Consider the following 15045-nt stretch of genomic DNA (forward strand, 5'->3'; position numbering starts at 1 on the left):
CCGCTCGTTGTTTCAAACGGCATTAGCAGAAAGGCCCTAAGAAAGATTTACGGATGCCTCATAGGTTTCGGAGGCTGAAGTCCCCTCCGCGAGCGCGTGGTACAGTTTCAGGACATCTCTTGCCATTACGGAAGAGGAAAAAATGGACTTCACCGAGTTGATCGAAGGCATCACGGCATTATGCCAGCCGGGTGTCGTCAGCGCGTCGGCCATGACGCGGGCCAGGTCATCCGCGTTGTCGGGCGCGACGAGGGCAGGGCTGCTCCTGCCGAGCACTTCCGGAATGCCGCCGACGCGGCTGGCGATGACCGTCTTTCCGGCGCCGAGCCCTTCGAGGATGATGTAGGGCATGGCTTCGGCGCGGGATGGCACCACCAGGTTCTGCGCCATCGCGAAGGCTTCCTGCACACGCATCGGCGGCAGCATGCCGATACGCTTGCCCAGGCCGCGCTCGACCATCATGTCACGGTATTTCTCCCGGTCCGGCCCGTCGCCGATCATCAGCGCGGAAAGAGGGCGACCAATCAGCCGCTCGGTCTTGGCAAATGCATCCACAAACAGATCGGGACCCTTAAGGTCCCGGAGCATGCCGACATAGATGAAATGTACGGCATCGGATCGTGTGGGAATGATCTGGAAATCCCGCTCTCCGATCCCGTTGTAGATCAGCCGCGTCATGGGTCTCGGCCGGCCCACTTTCTGCGCATAGGTGTCGCGTTCGTATTCGCAGATGAAGACGAGGGCATCAGTGAAATATTCCTGCAACCGCTCCATCCGCAGGACGAACTGTCCGGTGAGCGACGAGCGGGAATAGTGCAGGCTTCCGCCGTGGGCGGTATAGAGGCGGGCTACGCGATACCTGTTCACCCGCAAGGCTGAGCCGACAAGGCGCGCGAGCACGCCGCCCTTGGCGCCGTGTCCGTGCAGCACATCCGGCCGCAAACTTTTAATTTTCTTGTATGTTTCCCATATCACGCCGATATCGGAAAGCGCCACGGAACGCCGGATCGGTATGCGCGTCAGCCCGAGCGAGAGAAAGGGACGGATATCGTCGAAAAGCCGGTCCTCGTGCTCGCCGCCGGTGGAGCTGTCGCAGAGGATGCCGATCTCATGCCCGGCCGTGCTGTGTTCTTCCACCAGATCGCGGACATGGCGAAATATCCCGCCGACGGGCGATCTGAAACAATGGAGTATGCGGAGGGGGCGCTGCTCTGCCATCAGCGATCAGAACAGCCGTTCGCGGACATAGATCGTGTCGCCGGCGATGATTGAGGACGAAATGTTGACGCGTCCGGTCAGCACCTGGCCGTTGATCTTGCGGGTGACGTCGACCGTGCCCTGATTGGCGCGCGAGGTGAAGCCGCCGGCAACGGCGATCGCGTTCTGCACTGTCATGCCTGGCACATAGGAATATTGGCCGGGCTGACCGACTTCACCCATGATGAAGATGGAACGGTAGCGGTCGACATCGATCGTCACATCGGGATCGCGCAGATAGCCCTGCTGCAACTTCTGGGCGATCTGGCCGGAAAGCTGCTGCAGCGTGCGTCCGCGCGCCGGCACCTGTCCGACGAGCGGGAAGGCGATGTAGCCTGCCTGATCGACCATATAGGTATTGGTCATGCTCGGCTGATCGAAAACGGTGATGCGCAGGCGGTCGCCGCTGTCGAGCGTATAGGGCTGGATCGTTGCCTGATTGAAAGCTCTCGGCGCGGGCTTATAGGTGTTGCAACCGCTCAATGCCGCCGTCATGGCGACAAGGCTCAGAGCCAGAAGCGTCTTGGGCTGGACGAAAAGCATCCGCGTTATGCTCACAGGAAACGAACTAGGTGCTGCCGTTATCGATCCGTTAGGGTTAATGACTGGTAAAAATGCGCCGCAGTTTTTGCTTTTTGCCCGGTCACGCCTCGCTTTGCTTATGCGGGGCAACATTAACCGTCGGGTTACTATAGTCGTTTACGCTTCGCGCCATGTTTGTTCTCGGAGTACGAGTATGTCCGGCGTAACGGGTAATCAGGATGTGGACATCGACCTTGGCCAGCTCGTTCGAGCCGTCTGGGCCCGCCGGCTGAAGGTTGTCGCCGTCACGCTGATCGGGGCAGGGGTCGCCTTTGCCGGCGCCAAGATGATCTCGCCGAAATACAGTGCCGAAACGCGTCTGCTGATCGAGCAGCGTGCGCCGGCCTTCGCCAACACCCAATCGAACGATGGCAATGCCGGACCGCTGCTCGACGAGTTGAACATTGCGAGCCAGGTTCAGCTTCTGCAGTCCGCCGATATCATCAAGCAGGTCATCAACAGCGAGAAGCTCTATGAGCTGCCTGAATTCGACGATGCCGTCAACGGCTCTGCGCTGAGCGACATCCTTGTGGCACTGCATATCAAGAAGAACCCGCTTGAAAATCCGCCTGAAGAGCGCGTGATCGATGCGTTCATCGAGCGCCTTCAGGTCTACCAGGTTCCCGGTTCGCGCGTCATCGGCATCACCTTCACGTCGAAGGATCCGAAGATTGCCGCGCGCATTCCGAATGCCATGGCGAATGTCTATCTCGCGACGCAGAGCGGCGCCAAACTCGATACGAACTCGGAGGCCACCCGTTGGCTCGAGCCGGAAATCGAGAACCTTCGCAAGAAGGTAAACGACGCCGAGCAGAAGGTTGCCGAATACCGCGCCAAGCACGGTCTCCTGCCGACGAACGGAGGCAGCAACTTTCCGCAGCAGCAGCTGAACGATATCTCTGTTGAGCTGACCCGCGTACGCGGCGAAAAGGCGAATGCCGAGGCGCGCGCCCAGTCCGTCCGCAACGCCCTCGCCTCCGGTGAGGCCTCGGATACGTTGCCGGACATCATGTCCTCGCAGTCCATGCAGCGGCTGAAGGCCACTGAGTTCGGGCCTCCAGTCGCAGATTTCCGATCTCAGCACGTCGCTGCTCAATAACCATCCGAAGTTGAAGAGCTTGCGGGCGCAGCTTGCAGACATCAAGACGCAGATCCGCCAGGAAACGCAAAAGATCCTGGCCAGCGTAGAGAGCGAGGCGAAGGTCGCCGGCCTTCGTGCTGCCGAACTCGAGCGCCAGTCCGGCACGTTGCGGGCAAACAGCGCCCAGGCGGGCGAAGACGAGGTCGGCCTCAATGCCCTGCAGCGCGAGGCGAACGCCCAGCGCCAGCTGCTCGAAACCTACCTCGCTCGCTACCGGGAAGCCGCTTCCCGCGCCGACAGCAATTCGAGCCCGGCGGATGCGCGCATCGTCTCGCGCGCCATCGAGCCTGTCGATCCGTACTTCCCGAAGGTCGTGCCGATCGTTGTCGTCGCTGCCGTCGCGACGTTGGTCATGAGTGCGATCGTCATCATGCTCGCCGAACTCTTCAGCGGCCGGGCACTGCGTCCGGTCGACGGCAGCGTCGAGCCTGCTGCGCCGACAGAAGAAAAAGCGCAGGCCGCCGCCGCGCCGAAAGCCAGGCGCGAGGTCAAGCCCAGCATGCTTTCGGCACCGGTGGAAGAAGAGCCGGCGCAGGAGGCGCCTGCACCTTTGGAAGAAGAAAGCGAATTCTCGATCAGCTCTGTCGCCCATTATCTCACGAGCAGCCGGGCAACGCTCGCTGTCGCGATATCGCCGACTGGCGACGATGGCTCCGCGGCGACTGTTTCGCTGGCCCGCGCACTTGCCGACGTCGGTCAGCGCGTGGTTCTGGTCGACATGACCGGCTCCGGCTATCCGACCGAGTTGATGGGCGACGACCCGAATGCGCCGGGCGTCACCGATCTGCTCTGCGGCGCTGCCGCTTTCGGCGAAACGATCGCATGGCGACCGTTGCTGAGATGCTCGATTCTATCCCGCAGGGCATCAGCGACATCCGTCAGGCGATGCGCGGCGCAGACCGGCTTTCGCTGCTGCTCGACGCATTGTCCTCAGCCTATGATCTCGTGATTGTCGAGTGCGGCGCAGCCGATGTTGCCGGCGTCTCCCGCCTGACGCGCAGCAAGGATGTCGAGATCATCCTTTCGATGCCGGACGTGATCGAAGAGGAGTTCGTCTTCGCGATGACGGAATTCGAAAAGGCGGGCTATCAGCGCGTCGTGCTGATGTCCGGCGACGAGACAATTGCAGAGGACCTCCCGCGCCGCGCGGCGTGATCAGACGCCGATCTTTGAACGAGCGCGCTGCGCGAATTTATAGAGGCCAGGCCGAGCCTTGATGTGGGCCTTGCTCCGCGTGATGGCCCGGTGCGCAAGCCCGGCGATCCTTCCGACGAAGGACACCGGCAGCACTACATCGTGATGATTCCGTTTCGATCGGTGCCCAAGAACGTTTGTAGACCTGATCGCCGAGCCCGAAATCGAAGAGGGTGACGCCCTTCCCGTGCAATTTGGAAATCATCTGCCAAAAGAGGAATTCGCCCGGGCTTGCATCCGCCGCAATGCTTTCGTCGATCGAACTGAACTGGCAGATCACGTGATCGCCCTTGCGCGATATACCGGATAGCGCAGCGATATGCTCTTCGTTTTCGCCCTTGAGGCGGATCGCATGCATCTCAAGCCCGAAGTCGTCGCCCTCGCGGATATCGATCAGGCCATGGAGAAATGTCCGCGTTTCGGCGTCGGCAAACACGTCGGGCAGCCCGAGTGCCTTGAAGCGCTCGGCCTTCTGAGCGAAGAACCGGTCAAGAAAGGCGTGCTGGTCGCCGGCCGTCCCGCCAGCGACATAGTCGAAGCCGCCGATGGCTTCGAGCCGTTTCGACTGCACCCGGAACTTCTTCCGCCGGCTCTTGGAGTTCAATTGCCTGAGCGTCGCCTCGAAATTTTCAAGCAGCGGCAGCTGATAGGCGTGGTTCTGGTTCTGCACCAATGGCAACAGACCGAGCGGGCTCTTCTGACCGCGCCATTCCAGCGGGATGTTCTGCAAGAGCAGCAGATCGGCCTTGCCGCGAAGGGCGTGACGAAGGCTCTCGGCGAAAGAGTGCGCGTCGAGGTCAACGGCGCGGCGGAGAAAATGCTCCGTGAAAAGTCCGGTATTGATGTTGCTGTGATTGGCGCCGATGAATTTCGCGATCCGCACGCCATGGGAGCGCTCGATTTCGACCGGCAGGATAAAGGCCGTTTCTGGCCCGCAGACGCCCCGCAAAATGGCGAGCGGCCGCCGATAGGCGCCGACCCAGCTATGGCACCAGTCATAGCCCTGATGGAGAGACGTTAGATCGTCGAGCTCCAAGGCACGCCAATCCCTTTCCAGCGGCGCCATCGTGTCGAAGACCGTGACATCGAGTTCCGCGCTCAGCGAGCGAGTGTTCGCAATGCCTGCCGCGGCTTTCGCCGCTTCGTCGAGCGGTCGTTGATGGGCATCGAGCTTTTGCGTCTGCACGGGTCTTCTCCGGTCAAGATGGCTTGGCCGGAAGCATAAAGGGCGAGCGCCTTCATTTGGCTTAAATGCAAGAGGGCAGACCGTCTTTTCCGCGCATCACGGTTATTCCGGCGTTAACGGCGTTCACTTCTGCCGCGGACCGGCCATCCATTTGATGATCAGCATCGCCGGCAGGACCCAGACAAGGCCCGTCACCGAGAAATAGAGGAGGTGGACCCACCACGACCGATTCCCCAAGTGTCGCGACGGCAATCGTGTTCGCCAAAAGCGCATAAAGAAGCACGAGAACGACGATGAGGATCGTGCCGATGAATTTGCGCACGCGGACGGGCATGAATTCTCTTTCCAAAGTTATGTGGACCCACGCGACGGCATGCCGCAAGGTTCGGGGCTTGTTTTGCATGAGCCGTTGGGGCAAATCAACTGCCGGAAAGAAGGAACAATCATGGCCGTCGCGAACTTGACCACGCAACAGACGATCTTGAGCGAGGTCCGCAGGTTGGACCGGAACCGCCGCGCACTGCGCATCTGGCTGGGTATCGTGCTCCTGGCGCTCGTCTGTCTCGTGCTCGTCGGCGGCGCGACGCGTCTTACCAATTCCGGCCTTTCGATCACGGAATGGAAGCCGATCCACGGCGTCATACCGCCGCTCACTGCCGCTGAATGGGAGGAAGAATTCAAACTCTACCAACGCATTCCCGAATTCCAGCAGCTAAACAGCGACATGACCGTGGAGGATTTCAAGACCATCTTCTGGTGCGGAATGGGCGCACCGGCTGATTGCCCGCGGGATCGGCGTCATCTTCGGCTCTGCCGCTTGTCTTTTTCTGGCTGCACGGGCATGGTCGAACGGCGGCTGCGCTGGCCGCTCGCCGGCATCCTGGCGCTCGGGGGCCTGCAGGGTTTTATCGGCTGGTGGATGGTCTCGTCCGGTCTTTCGGTGCGGACGGACGTCAGCCAGTATCGCCTCGCGGCGCACCTCGTCATGGCATGCCTGATTTTCGCCGCCTGCATGTGGATCATGCGCGGCCTTTCCCCGCATTCGAACGACACCGCGCCTACCGAAAGCTCGCGGCATGGGCGGCGATAATTGCCATTTTCGCGCTCTTCCAGATCTATCTCGGCGCGCTGGCGGCCGGTATCGTACGCCGGCTTCGCGTACAATACCTGGCCGCTGATGGACGGCGCGATCATCCCCTCCGATCTTCTCATCCAAAAGCCGGCCTGGATCAATTTCTTCGTAGTCCCGAAGACCGTTCAATTCATCCATCGCACCGGCGCCTACGTGCTCTTCGCGCTCGCGTTCGTCGATATGGTGGTCGCGCTGCGCGCAGCTCCCCAAACCACCCACGCCCGCCGCGCTGTCGTTCTCTTCGCGCTCGTCACGTTGCAGGCCGCAATCGGCATCGCCACGCTCCTTCTGCAGGTCCCGCTTCATTGGGGTCTTTTACATCAGGCAGGCGCCCTGGATCGTCTCTGGGCTTCGCCGTCGCCAACTGGCGCGGCTTCTACGGTGTCGTTTGCGCCACGACACGATGCGTGCGGAAAGGGACTGAGCAGGAGGGGCTGCGTGCAAGGACGTCTACCGCAAAATCCCGTCGAGCGCTGGCATGCCGATGATGGCGGCCGCGGCGATCGAGCGGATAGCAGATCAGGCGGAACGTGCTCTCCTTCGCCAAGCCGAACAGCTTCGAGCCGCCATAGAGGCCGAGCGCATAGCCTGGCAGGATGACGAGCGTCGAGAGCAAAGACGGCCTGCACGAAAAGCCCTCCGGCATAATAGCTGATTGCGCTGAAGCAGGTGGAGATCGAGAAGTAGCGGGTCGACGTTTGCCCCGGACGCGGGTGAACTCGCTCTTGCCGCCGAGCCAATCGGCAACGACCGGCGGGCCGCCAGAGCTGTTGCCGCGCCGCTGAAAAGACCGGCGATAAGGCCGACCCCGGCGCTGAGCGGCGCGCGCGGCTCGCCGTGATAGCGCCAGCCGGACACGAGGAGCGCCAGCAGCGACACAGCCACGGCGGCAATGATCTGCAAGTCGGAGCGTCAATGTATCCGTCAGCGCCAGCGCAACTGTGCCCGCGGGAACGCCGAGAGCCGCGCCGATCGCCATCGCGAAGACTTCACGCCGGTTGGCGCTGCGCCAGGCAGGCGGGATCATCCCGAGTGTCGCAAGCCCGTCGATGAGAAGCAAAACGGGAGAAACGGCAGCTTCGGGCCGACAATCGCACCGCCAAGCGGAACGAAGATCAGCGCCAGGCCCGAAGCCCGAAAAGCCGCGCGCAGAGCTCCGGCAATGAAGGCAAAGAAGATTAGCGCATAGATGCCGTGATCTGGCAGCGCAGCGGAAAACCATTCAGCAACGCCGGCCGAAAGCGTGTCGATCCGGACATGTCCTCGCGGCTCCGGAAGGTTTACGCAGGCGAGCATCAGGTCGATGTTCTTGGACCGCCGCCACCCGTAGGCGCCCTTGCCAAGATTGTCGAAGCAGCAGCCGACGAAGGTCGACCTGACCTGGCGCCCGGCGTGCCGAACACGAAGAGCTTCATCGTGTCCTTGCCGGCAAGTTCGACAGCATCGACGCGGGGCAATTTTCGCACTTTCTTCCAGCGGGCACGACCTCCACGATCGACTGGCCGGCATAGTGGGCAGTCGAGCGCCGCGTGGATGCTTTCGAGCGTTGCGTCGCGCGTTCAGATCGATCGATGATACAGCGGCACCTGAACGATCATGCCCTGCGGCGAAGCGTGCCGACCGACGGGCGAGAAGATCGGCGCGCGGTCGAGCAGGCCATGGGTCTGCATCTCCGGCACATGCTTGTGCTGTCAGCGGCAGGCCGTAGAGGAAATGCGGCGCAGTCGATGTGATCCGTCGCGGCTCGGGTCTTCCATCTGCGCGATCATCTGCTTGCCGCCGCCGGTATAGCCGGAGACGGCATTGACCGTGACCGGATAGCCGTCCGGCAGGATGCCTGCCTGCGCGCAGCGGCCGGATGAGGCCGATGGCGCCGGTCGGGTAGCAGCCGGGATTTGCGACGAAACGGGCGTCGCGTGATCTTGCCGGCCTGCTCCTTGTCCATTTCGGCAAAGCCATAGGCCCAGTCCGGCGATCGACGCGGATAGGCGGTCGAGGTGTCGATGATCGCGCACATTGTTGTTCGCCGTCGAGCATCTGCGACGGCCTGCCTTCGAGGCGTCGTCGGGCAGGCAGAGGATGGCGACATCGGCGCTGTTCAGCAGGTCCTCGCGCATCGCGGCATTGCGGCGCTCGGCTTCCGGAATGGACAGAAGCTCGACATCGCGAGCGGCCGGCCATGCGGCGTGCGGATCTGCAGACCCGTTGTGCCGTGTTCGCCATCGATGAAGATTTTCGGTGCCATGATTAATCCTGCGCTTCCAATGAGTTCGGATTGCTTCCGGAATCAGTGTGCCATGAAGTTGAATCAGTTTGATAACAGGCGCTAGCGTCGCCGCTGCGTCGCCTCTCGGCGCGGAGCCCGAGCATATACATCGCGACCGTCGCCGCCTGCAATGGCGGTGATATCGGCGTGATCATAAGGCCGGCGCGACCTCGACCACGTCTGCGCCGCGGATATCGAGCGTGCTGCAGGCGCTGCAGAGACCGAAAGGATCTTGGCGCTCGACGGCCCGCCCGCTACTGGCGTGCCGGTGCCTGGCGCATAGGCCGGATCGAGGCAGTCGATATCGAAGGTGAGATAGGCCGCAGCGTCCTCGGTGTGCGAGACGATTGCCGTAGGCGATCTCAGCCGGCACTCATTTCCTCGACCTGATGGCCGTAGAGGATGCGAATGCCGAAATCCTCCGGCGCGTGGGTGCGGATGCCGATCTGGATGGAGCGGTCCGGGTCGATCGATGCCGTCGCGAGCCGCGCGTGCGACGAAGGAGCCGTGATCGATGCCGCCGGTTATCGTCGAGCCAGGTATCCTGATGCGCGTCGAACTGCACCAGCGCCAGCGGACCGTGCACTGGCGGCATGCGCCTTGAGGAGCGGCCAGTGTGACGATAGTGATCGCCGCCAAGCGTGAGCAGGAAGGCGCCGCTTTCAGGATCGTTTGCGGCCTCCGCTCGATCGCCGCCGGCGTCTCCTGGTGATTGCCGTAGTCGAGCAGGCAGTCGCCGTAGTCGATCACCGCCATTTCGGCGAAGAGATCGCGATTGAAGGGATATTGCGGATCGTTGTCGAAGATCGCCGAGGCGCGGCGGATCGCCTGCGGCCCGAAGCGTGTTCGCCGGGCCGGTTGGAGGTTGCCGCATCGAAGGGAATGCCCCAGACGACGGCGTCGGCGCCTGTCAGAGCTCTTGGTGAACCGACGCCGCATGAAGGAGAGCGCGCCGGCAAAGGTCGGGTCAGTGGCCGAGCGATGTGAGGCTGGTCGCCATAATAGCGTGATCGATCGACTTCTCTGGCCATGGTCGTCCCGTCCATCACATGTTGGCGGGACGTTGGACAATCACGGCCGACGAAGGCAAGCCCCGAAGCGAAACGAATTCCGTGTCGGTCAGGACGCCTTGGCTTCGAATGCCGGCGGGAAGTCGCCGAGAGCCTTGGCCTCGTTGATCGCGGCACCGATATCTTCCTCGATGATCGACTTCCAATTGCGCAAAGCTGTCGATGACGTAGTAGATCGGCTGGACGATATCGATCCGGTAGGGCGTTCTCAGCGCTGTCATCAGGTCGAACGGCCGGAATTCGCATGCCTTGCCTTCCATTGCCGCCCGCGCCTCGCTGGGCGAGGAGACGATGCCGGCGCCGAAGCAGCGGCGTCCCTGCGGCGTGTTGATGAGGCCGAATTCCACAGTGAACCAGAAGATCCGGAACAGGTGCCAGGAATAGCCCTTGCCGAGGCGGACGGCCGTTCTCGCCGAAGCGGCGGACGAAATTGGCGTAGCTCTGGTTGGTCAGCAGCGGGCAATGGCCGAAGACCTCGTGGAAGAGGTCCGGCTCCTCGATATAATCGATATGCTCGCGGCGGCGCGGATGAAGGTCGCCAGCGGAAATTTGCCCTGCGACAGCAAGTTCATAGAAGCGCGACGGCGGAATGAGGGCAGGGACGCCTTCGACGCCGAAGCCGGTGGTCTCGTTCAAGACGCCGATTGACGTCGACGAAGCTGCGGAACCTTTTCTGGCTTCAGCCCGAGGGTCTTTGACGCCGTCCAGATATTCCCGGCAGGCCTTGTCGGCGAGCAGCGTCATCTGGCGCTCGATAGAGCTCGCCCCAGATTCGCGTCTTCTTCAGCGGTGTAGTGATACGATGCCGTTCGCGTCCGGGTAGGTTGGCCGTGTAGGTGCTTTCCTTGGTCATGAGCGGCCTCCCGTCCTCTGATCCAATGAGCCGGGCGATTCCGACCTCCGGCTGTCATGTCACCATTATGATCCCTGGGAATGCGGGTAAACATTTCTTGCATTGCCGGACTATGGTTGGATAATCGTGGCAGAATATTCCGTGAGATGAGGGGAAAGAATGAAAGAAAATTTGAAGGCGGCTCGCAAGCTCCTGCAGCTTGTGCAGGCCGGCAGCAGTCTGTCGCTCGCCGAGCTGGCGGAAAAGGCCGGCATGTCGCAAAGCACCGGCCTGGCGCAAGATGCAGGAACTCGAGACGGAAGGCGTCATTCGCAAGCGTGTGGCGCTCCTCGATCCGGCAAAGCTCGATCTCAAGCTCTGCATCATCGCCCATGTAACGCTTGGAGGACCACCACGAAGAGGCGATCGAAGCCTTTGCCGCCGCAGTGCTGCGACCGGCCTGAGATCATGGAATGCTATGCGCTATCGGGTGACGTTCGACTACATGCTGAAGATCAGGGCGCGCGACGTCGAAAGCCTACGAGGCCTTCATGACACGCTACCTGATGCGCAATCCACATGTGCGCACTGTGGTTTCGAGCTTCGTGCTGCGCGAACTGAAGTTCTACGACAGAGCTGCCGATCTGAGGCCGGTTGCAAAAGAAAAGGCCGGGAAAGACCCGGCCTTTGCAAAATCCGTATTCTGGAGCGATTAGCGCTTCGAGAACTGGAACGAACGGCGGGCCTTGGCCTTGCCGTACTTCTTACGCTCGACGACGCGGCTGTCGCGGGTCAGGAAGCCGCCCTTCTTGAGCACGCCGCGAAGGCCCGGCTCGAAGTAGGTGAGGGCCTTCGAGAGACCATGACGAACGGCACCGGCCTGGCCGGAAAGACCGCCGCCTGCAACCGTTGCAACGATGTCGAACTGGCCGTCGCGGGCTGCAGCGACGATCGGCTGGCGCAGGATCATCTGCAGGACCGGACGGGCGAAGTATGCCGTGAAGTCCTTGCCGTTGACGGTGATCTTGCCAGAGCCGGCCTTGAGCCAAACACGGGCTACGGCATCCTTACGCTTGCCGGTCGCATAGGAGCGGCCAAGCGAGTTCGACCTTGCGGACGTGAACCGGAGCAGCTGCTTCCGACGACGTGCCGAGGTCCTTCAGGGAAGAGAGGTCAGCCATTATCAGGCGCTCCTTACGTTCTTCTTGTTCAGCTTGGCGACGTCGAGGACGGTCGGCTGCTGTGCTTCATGGGGATGGTTGGAACCGGAGTAGACGCGGAGGTTCTTCATCTGGCGACGGCCGAGCGGACCACGCGGGACCATGCGCTCAACGGCCTTCTCGAGGACGCGCTCAGGGAAGCGGCCTTCGATGATCTGGCGAGCGGTGCGCTCCTTGATGCCGCCGGCATAACCGGTGTGCCAGTAGTAGACCTTGTCGGAATACTTCTTGCCGGTGAAAACGACCTTGTCGGCATTGATGACGATAACGTTGTCGCCGTCGTCAACGTGAGGCGTGAAGGTTGCCTTGTGCTTGCCGCGCAGACGCATGGCGATGAGGGAAGCGAGGCGGCCAACGACAAGCCCTTCGGCGTCGATGATCACCCACTTCTTCTCCACCTCTGCAGGCTTCTGGGAGAAGGTTGCCATAGTAATTCTCTCTTTTGGATCCCTGAGCCCGAGGGCCAAGGGCGTTTCTTGTTGCTTGGTTTGACGCACCCGGAAGCGCGCCAAAAAGAAAGCAGCCCGGAAAGGCTGCGTTTCTGGCGCGGTGTATAGAGGGAAAGGCCTTAACGGTCAATATCACCTGTCTGTGCAACTGTAAAAAATACTAAACAAAATCAATACGTTGGTTATGTGGTAATATGATACCGTAATTTTATCGCGGTGGAATTGAATAAGTTGCCGTCGCATGGGCCACCAATTCGGCCGGATTTTCCTGAAAGATGGCGGCGTCGATAACGGCGAGCCGCTTTCCGAGCTTGAGGATCCGGCAGGTGCAGGTTGTCGGCTGCGGCTTCGGCAGGCGCAGGAAATTGATGTTGAGGCTGGTCGTGACGGCAAGTGCAACCGGGCCGATATGGGCAAGCACCGCTGCATAGGCGGTGACGTCCGCCAGCGTGAAGAGGGCAGGACCGGACACGGTGCCGCCAGGGCGCAGATGCCTTTTTGATGGATCGAACCGCGTGGAGACACTGCCGGGCGTAATGTCCGTCACGGTAAAGACGCGCCCGTCCGTGTGGATCTGCGGGAAATCGGTCTCCAGAAACTGGTGGACCTCCTCGATCGTCATGACCGGCTGCATCGCTTCTCCTCGAAATTGCCGATAGCTTGTGACAGAACTGTTAGCACGAAATCGCAATGTAGGGAGTTAGACCATGGCCGAAGTCGTATCCTTCCGGAAGGGCGCAAACGAGGATGGGAGCGTCCTCGTTATCCGCTCGCTTGCCGATGGCGTGCTGCGGCTCACGCTCAATAACCCGCCGGCGAACGTGCTTTCGATCGCGGTGATGGAACTGTTGATGGGCGAGCTTCAGAAAGCCGCTGAAGACGGCGAAGTCCGCGTAGTGGTCATCGCCTCGACCGGCGATGTGTTCTCTGCGGGGCACGATCTCAAGGAGATCGACGGAGCATCGTGCCGATGCCGATGGCGGGGTGGCCTTCTTCGAGGAGACATTTGCGCTTGCAGCCGATCTCATGCTGGAGATCACCCGCCTGCCGAAACCGGTGATCGCGCAGATCGACGGGCTTGCGACCGCAGCCGGCTGCCAGCTCGTCGTCTCCTGCGACCTTGCGATCTGTACCGACACCGCGACCTTCTGCACACCCGGCGTCAATATCGGGCTGTTCTGCTCGACGCCAATGGTCGCCGTTACGCGCGCCGCGCACCGGAAGCAGGCGATGGAAATGCTGCTGACCGGCGAAACGATCGATGCTTCGACCGCCAAGGACTTCGGCCTCGTCAACCGGATCGTACCCAAGCAGTATCTGACGCAGGTCGTGAGCAAATACGCTTCCGTCATCGCTTCGAAATCACCCTTGACGCTGAAGATCGGCAAGGAGGCCTTCTACCACCAGCTCGAAATGCCGACAGAAGAGGCATACAGCCATGCAGCCCAGGTGATGGTCGACAACATGCTGACTGCAGACGCGGAAGAGGGCATCGGCGCGTTTCTTGCAAAACGGGTGCCGAGTTGGACCGGCGAGTAGCGCGCTCGACATTCTACGGGACGAGTAGACAAGGCCAAAAGCCGAGCCGTGCTCACTATGCGAAATCGCTGGACGATTTACGCCCGCTAAATTCTGTTGGACTGCATAGGTTGAGCGGCGATCGGAAAGGTCAGTGGGCAATGACAATCAATGGCCCATGGCGTCGGTGCTTTCGCTTCGAAGACGGGAAACGAATGCGATCTGGCTGTTGCAGAACGTGAGAAGGGCGAGCGAATATCAAAGGTGGTTATTCCAGCGCAATCTGCCGCGTAGTTCTTACCCGAGCTTCAGGATCAGTCCGCCGCTCGCGATGATCACGCCTGCGAGATAACGCCATGGGCTGGCTTTCTCCTTCAGGACCAGCACCGAAATGATGAGCGCAAAGAGGATCGACGTTTCCCGCAGCGCGGCGACGGTGGCGACGGGCGCCTTGGTCATGGCCCAGAGGGCGAAGCCATAGGAGGCGATCGAACCGGTGCCGCCAATCAGACCGCGCCACCAATTGTAGCGGACATGAACCGCGACTGCGAGAAGGCCGCGGCGCGAGATCGCCCATGCAAAGAGCAGCACCGGCGGCAGCAGCGCCATCCACAGCGTATAGGACACCGCATTGCCGGAGACGCGTGCGCCGATGCCGTCGACATAGGTATAGGTAGCGATGACGCAGGCGTTGACGAGCGCGAGCATGATGGCATGTTTGCTGCCGCGCCGCGCCTCCAAGGCAAGGGTCAGAATGCCGGCGCAGATCGTCATCGTGCCGATGAGCGCGCCGCCCGAAAGGCTTTCGTTCAACACGAAGCCGCTTGTGGCGGTGATGATGAGCGGCGCACAGCCGCGCATCAGCGGATAGACGAGGCCGATATCGCCTGCGCGGTAAGCGGCCGCGACCAATTGAAAATACGCAAATTGCAGGACGGCCGACGCGCCGATGAAGGGCCAGGCCGTTGGCTGCGGCAGCGGCAGAAAGGGCAGGAACGGCAGCGCCGCCACTGCCCCGCCGGCCGAAACAAGCGCCGCGTCCAGTGACTTGTTGGTCCCCGCCTTGATGATCGCGTTCCATGTCGCATGCAGGAATGCACCGAAGAGAACGAGCAGAATGACGTCGAGGGGCACGATGCGGACCGGAATGGGACAAAGGGAAGGCTATCTGGGGAGAATGGGTATGGGCCGTGTTCAC

General features: G+C 61.4%; 8 protein-coding genes and 11 pseudogenes. 4 read left to right on the top strand and 15 right to left on the bottom strand.

What is annotated here, in order from left to right; all coding sequences use genetic code 11:
- Nucleotides 1-36: 36 nt before the first annotated feature.
- On the bottom strand, nt 37-1218 hold the full coding sequence (locus tag ACW4PC_RS02460; protein ID WP_455872720.1) for a glycosyltransferase family 4 protein: 1182 nt from the start codon (nt 1216-1218) through the stop codon (nt 37-39).
- Between the two features lie 6 nt (nt 1219-1224).
- Nucleotides 1225-1800 carry a polysaccharide biosynthesis/export family protein gene (locus ACW4PC_RS02465; protein ID WP_022714777.1) on the bottom strand — a complete coding sequence of 192 codons (576 nt, stop codon included), beginning with the start codon at nt 1798-1800 and terminating at the stop codon, nt 1225-1227.
- 193 nt (nt 1801-1993) lie between these two features.
- On the opposite strand from ACW4PC_RS02465, the pseudogene ACW4PC_RS02470 reads away from it, so the two are divergent.
- Nucleotides 1994-4135, top strand: a pseudogene (locus ACW4PC_RS02470) (GumC family protein).
- Here the strand turns inward: ACW4PC_RS02470 and ACW4PC_RS02475 are convergent.
- Both ACW4PC_RS02475 and ACW4PC_RS02480 read right to left on the bottom strand, forming a co-directional pair.
- A pseudogene (locus ACW4PC_RS02475) lies at nt 4136-5360 on the bottom strand (GNAT family N-acetyltransferase).
- Between the two features lie 123 nt (nt 5361-5483).
- Nucleotides 5484-5694, bottom strand: a pseudogene (locus ACW4PC_RS02480) (DUF2842 domain-containing protein).
- A 111-nt stretch (nt 5695-5805) separates the two neighbouring features.
- Here ACW4PC_RS02480 and ACW4PC_RS02485 point away from each other — a divergent pair.
- A pseudogene (locus tag ACW4PC_RS02485) lies at nt 5806-6768 on the top strand (COX15/CtaA family protein); the annotation flags it as partial.
- A gap of 174 nt (nt 6769-6942) precedes the next feature.
- Here the strand turns inward: ACW4PC_RS02485 and ACW4PC_RS02490 are convergent.
- The 7 genes and pseudogenes from ACW4PC_RS02490 to ACW4PC_RS02520 all read right to left on the bottom strand — a co-directional run bounded on the left by ACW4PC_RS02490 (nt 6943) and on the right by ACW4PC_RS02520 (nt 10681).
- Nucleotides 6943-7788: pseudogene (locus ACW4PC_RS02490) on the bottom strand (sulfite exporter TauE/SafE family protein).
- Nucleotides 7780-8737, bottom strand: a pseudogene (gene argC / locus ACW4PC_RS02495) (N-acetyl-gamma-glutamyl-phosphate reductase); the annotation flags it as partial. The pseudogenes argC and ACW4PC_RS02490, both read right to left, overlap by 9 nt.
- A gap of 81 nt (nt 8738-8818) precedes the next feature.
- Entirely contained in the window at nt 8819-9232 is a 414-nt protein-coding gene (locus tag ACW4PC_RS02500; RefSeq protein ID WP_455872940.1) for an arginase family protein, read from the bottom strand.
- Nucleotides 9132-9697, bottom strand: a pseudogene (locus ACW4PC_RS02505) (arginase family protein). The gene ACW4PC_RS02500 and the pseudogene ACW4PC_RS02505 overlap by 101 nt, the downstream one beginning before the upstream one ends.
- Before the next feature lie 106 nt (nt 9698-9803).
- Complete coding sequence (locus ACW4PC_RS02510) at nt 9804-10175, bottom strand: hypothetical protein (RefSeq protein WP_455872721.1); 372 nt, start codon at nt 10173-10175, stop codon at nt 9804-9806.
- A gap of 124 nt (nt 10176-10299) precedes the next feature.
- Nucleotides 10300-10572: pseudogene (locus ACW4PC_RS02515) on the bottom strand (phenylalanine 4-monooxygenase); the annotation flags it as partial.
- Entirely contained in the window at nt 10508-10681 is a 174-nt protein-coding gene (locus tag ACW4PC_RS02520) for a hypothetical protein (protein WP_455872722.1), read from the bottom strand. The pseudogene ACW4PC_RS02515 and the gene ACW4PC_RS02520, both read right to left, overlap by 65 nt.
- A 159-nt stretch (nt 10682-10840) precedes the next feature.
- On the opposite strand from ACW4PC_RS02520, the pseudogene ACW4PC_RS02525 reads away from it, so the two are divergent.
- Nucleotides 10841-11308, top strand: a pseudogene (locus ACW4PC_RS02525) (Lrp/AsnC family transcriptional regulator).
- A 64-nt stretch (nt 11309-11372) separates the two neighbouring features.
- On the opposite strand, the pseudogene rpsI reads toward ACW4PC_RS02525, so the two are convergent.
- From rpsI to ACW4PC_RS02540, 3 genes and pseudogenes are all read right to left on the bottom strand, one after another.
- Nucleotides 11373-11841 (bottom strand): annotated as a pseudogene (rpsI, locus tag ACW4PC_RS02530) (30S ribosomal protein S9).
- A gap of 2 nt (nt 11842-11843) precedes the next feature.
- Complete coding sequence (gene rplM, locus ACW4PC_RS02535) at nt 11844-12308, bottom strand: 50S ribosomal protein L13 (protein ID WP_022714788.1); 465 nt, start codon at nt 12306-12308, stop codon at nt 11844-11846.
- 229 nt (nt 12309-12537) lie between these two features.
- Nucleotides 12538-12963 carry a PaaI family thioesterase gene (locus tag ACW4PC_RS02540; RefSeq protein ID WP_039844541.1) on the bottom strand — a complete coding sequence of 142 codons (426 nt, stop codon included), beginning with the start codon at nt 12961-12963 and terminating at the stop codon, nt 12538-12540.
- Nucleotides 12964-13036: 73 nt separating this feature from the next.
- Here ACW4PC_RS02540 and ACW4PC_RS02545 point away from each other — a divergent pair.
- Nucleotides 13037-13868: pseudogene (locus ACW4PC_RS02545) on the top strand (enoyl-CoA hydratase).
- Nucleotides 13869-14144: 276 nt separating this feature from the next.
- On the opposite strand, the gene ACW4PC_RS02550 reads toward ACW4PC_RS02545, so the two are convergent.
- The gene (locus ACW4PC_RS02550) at nt 14145-14981 is read right to left on the bottom strand and encodes an EamA family transporter (RefSeq protein ID WP_455872723.1); all 837 of its coding nucleotides are present in this window, start codon (nt 14979-14981) and stop codon (nt 14145-14147) included.
- Nucleotides 14982-15045 lie beyond the last annotated feature (64 nt).

The sequence above is a fragment of the Rhizobium yanglingense genome (assembly GCF_977109285.1).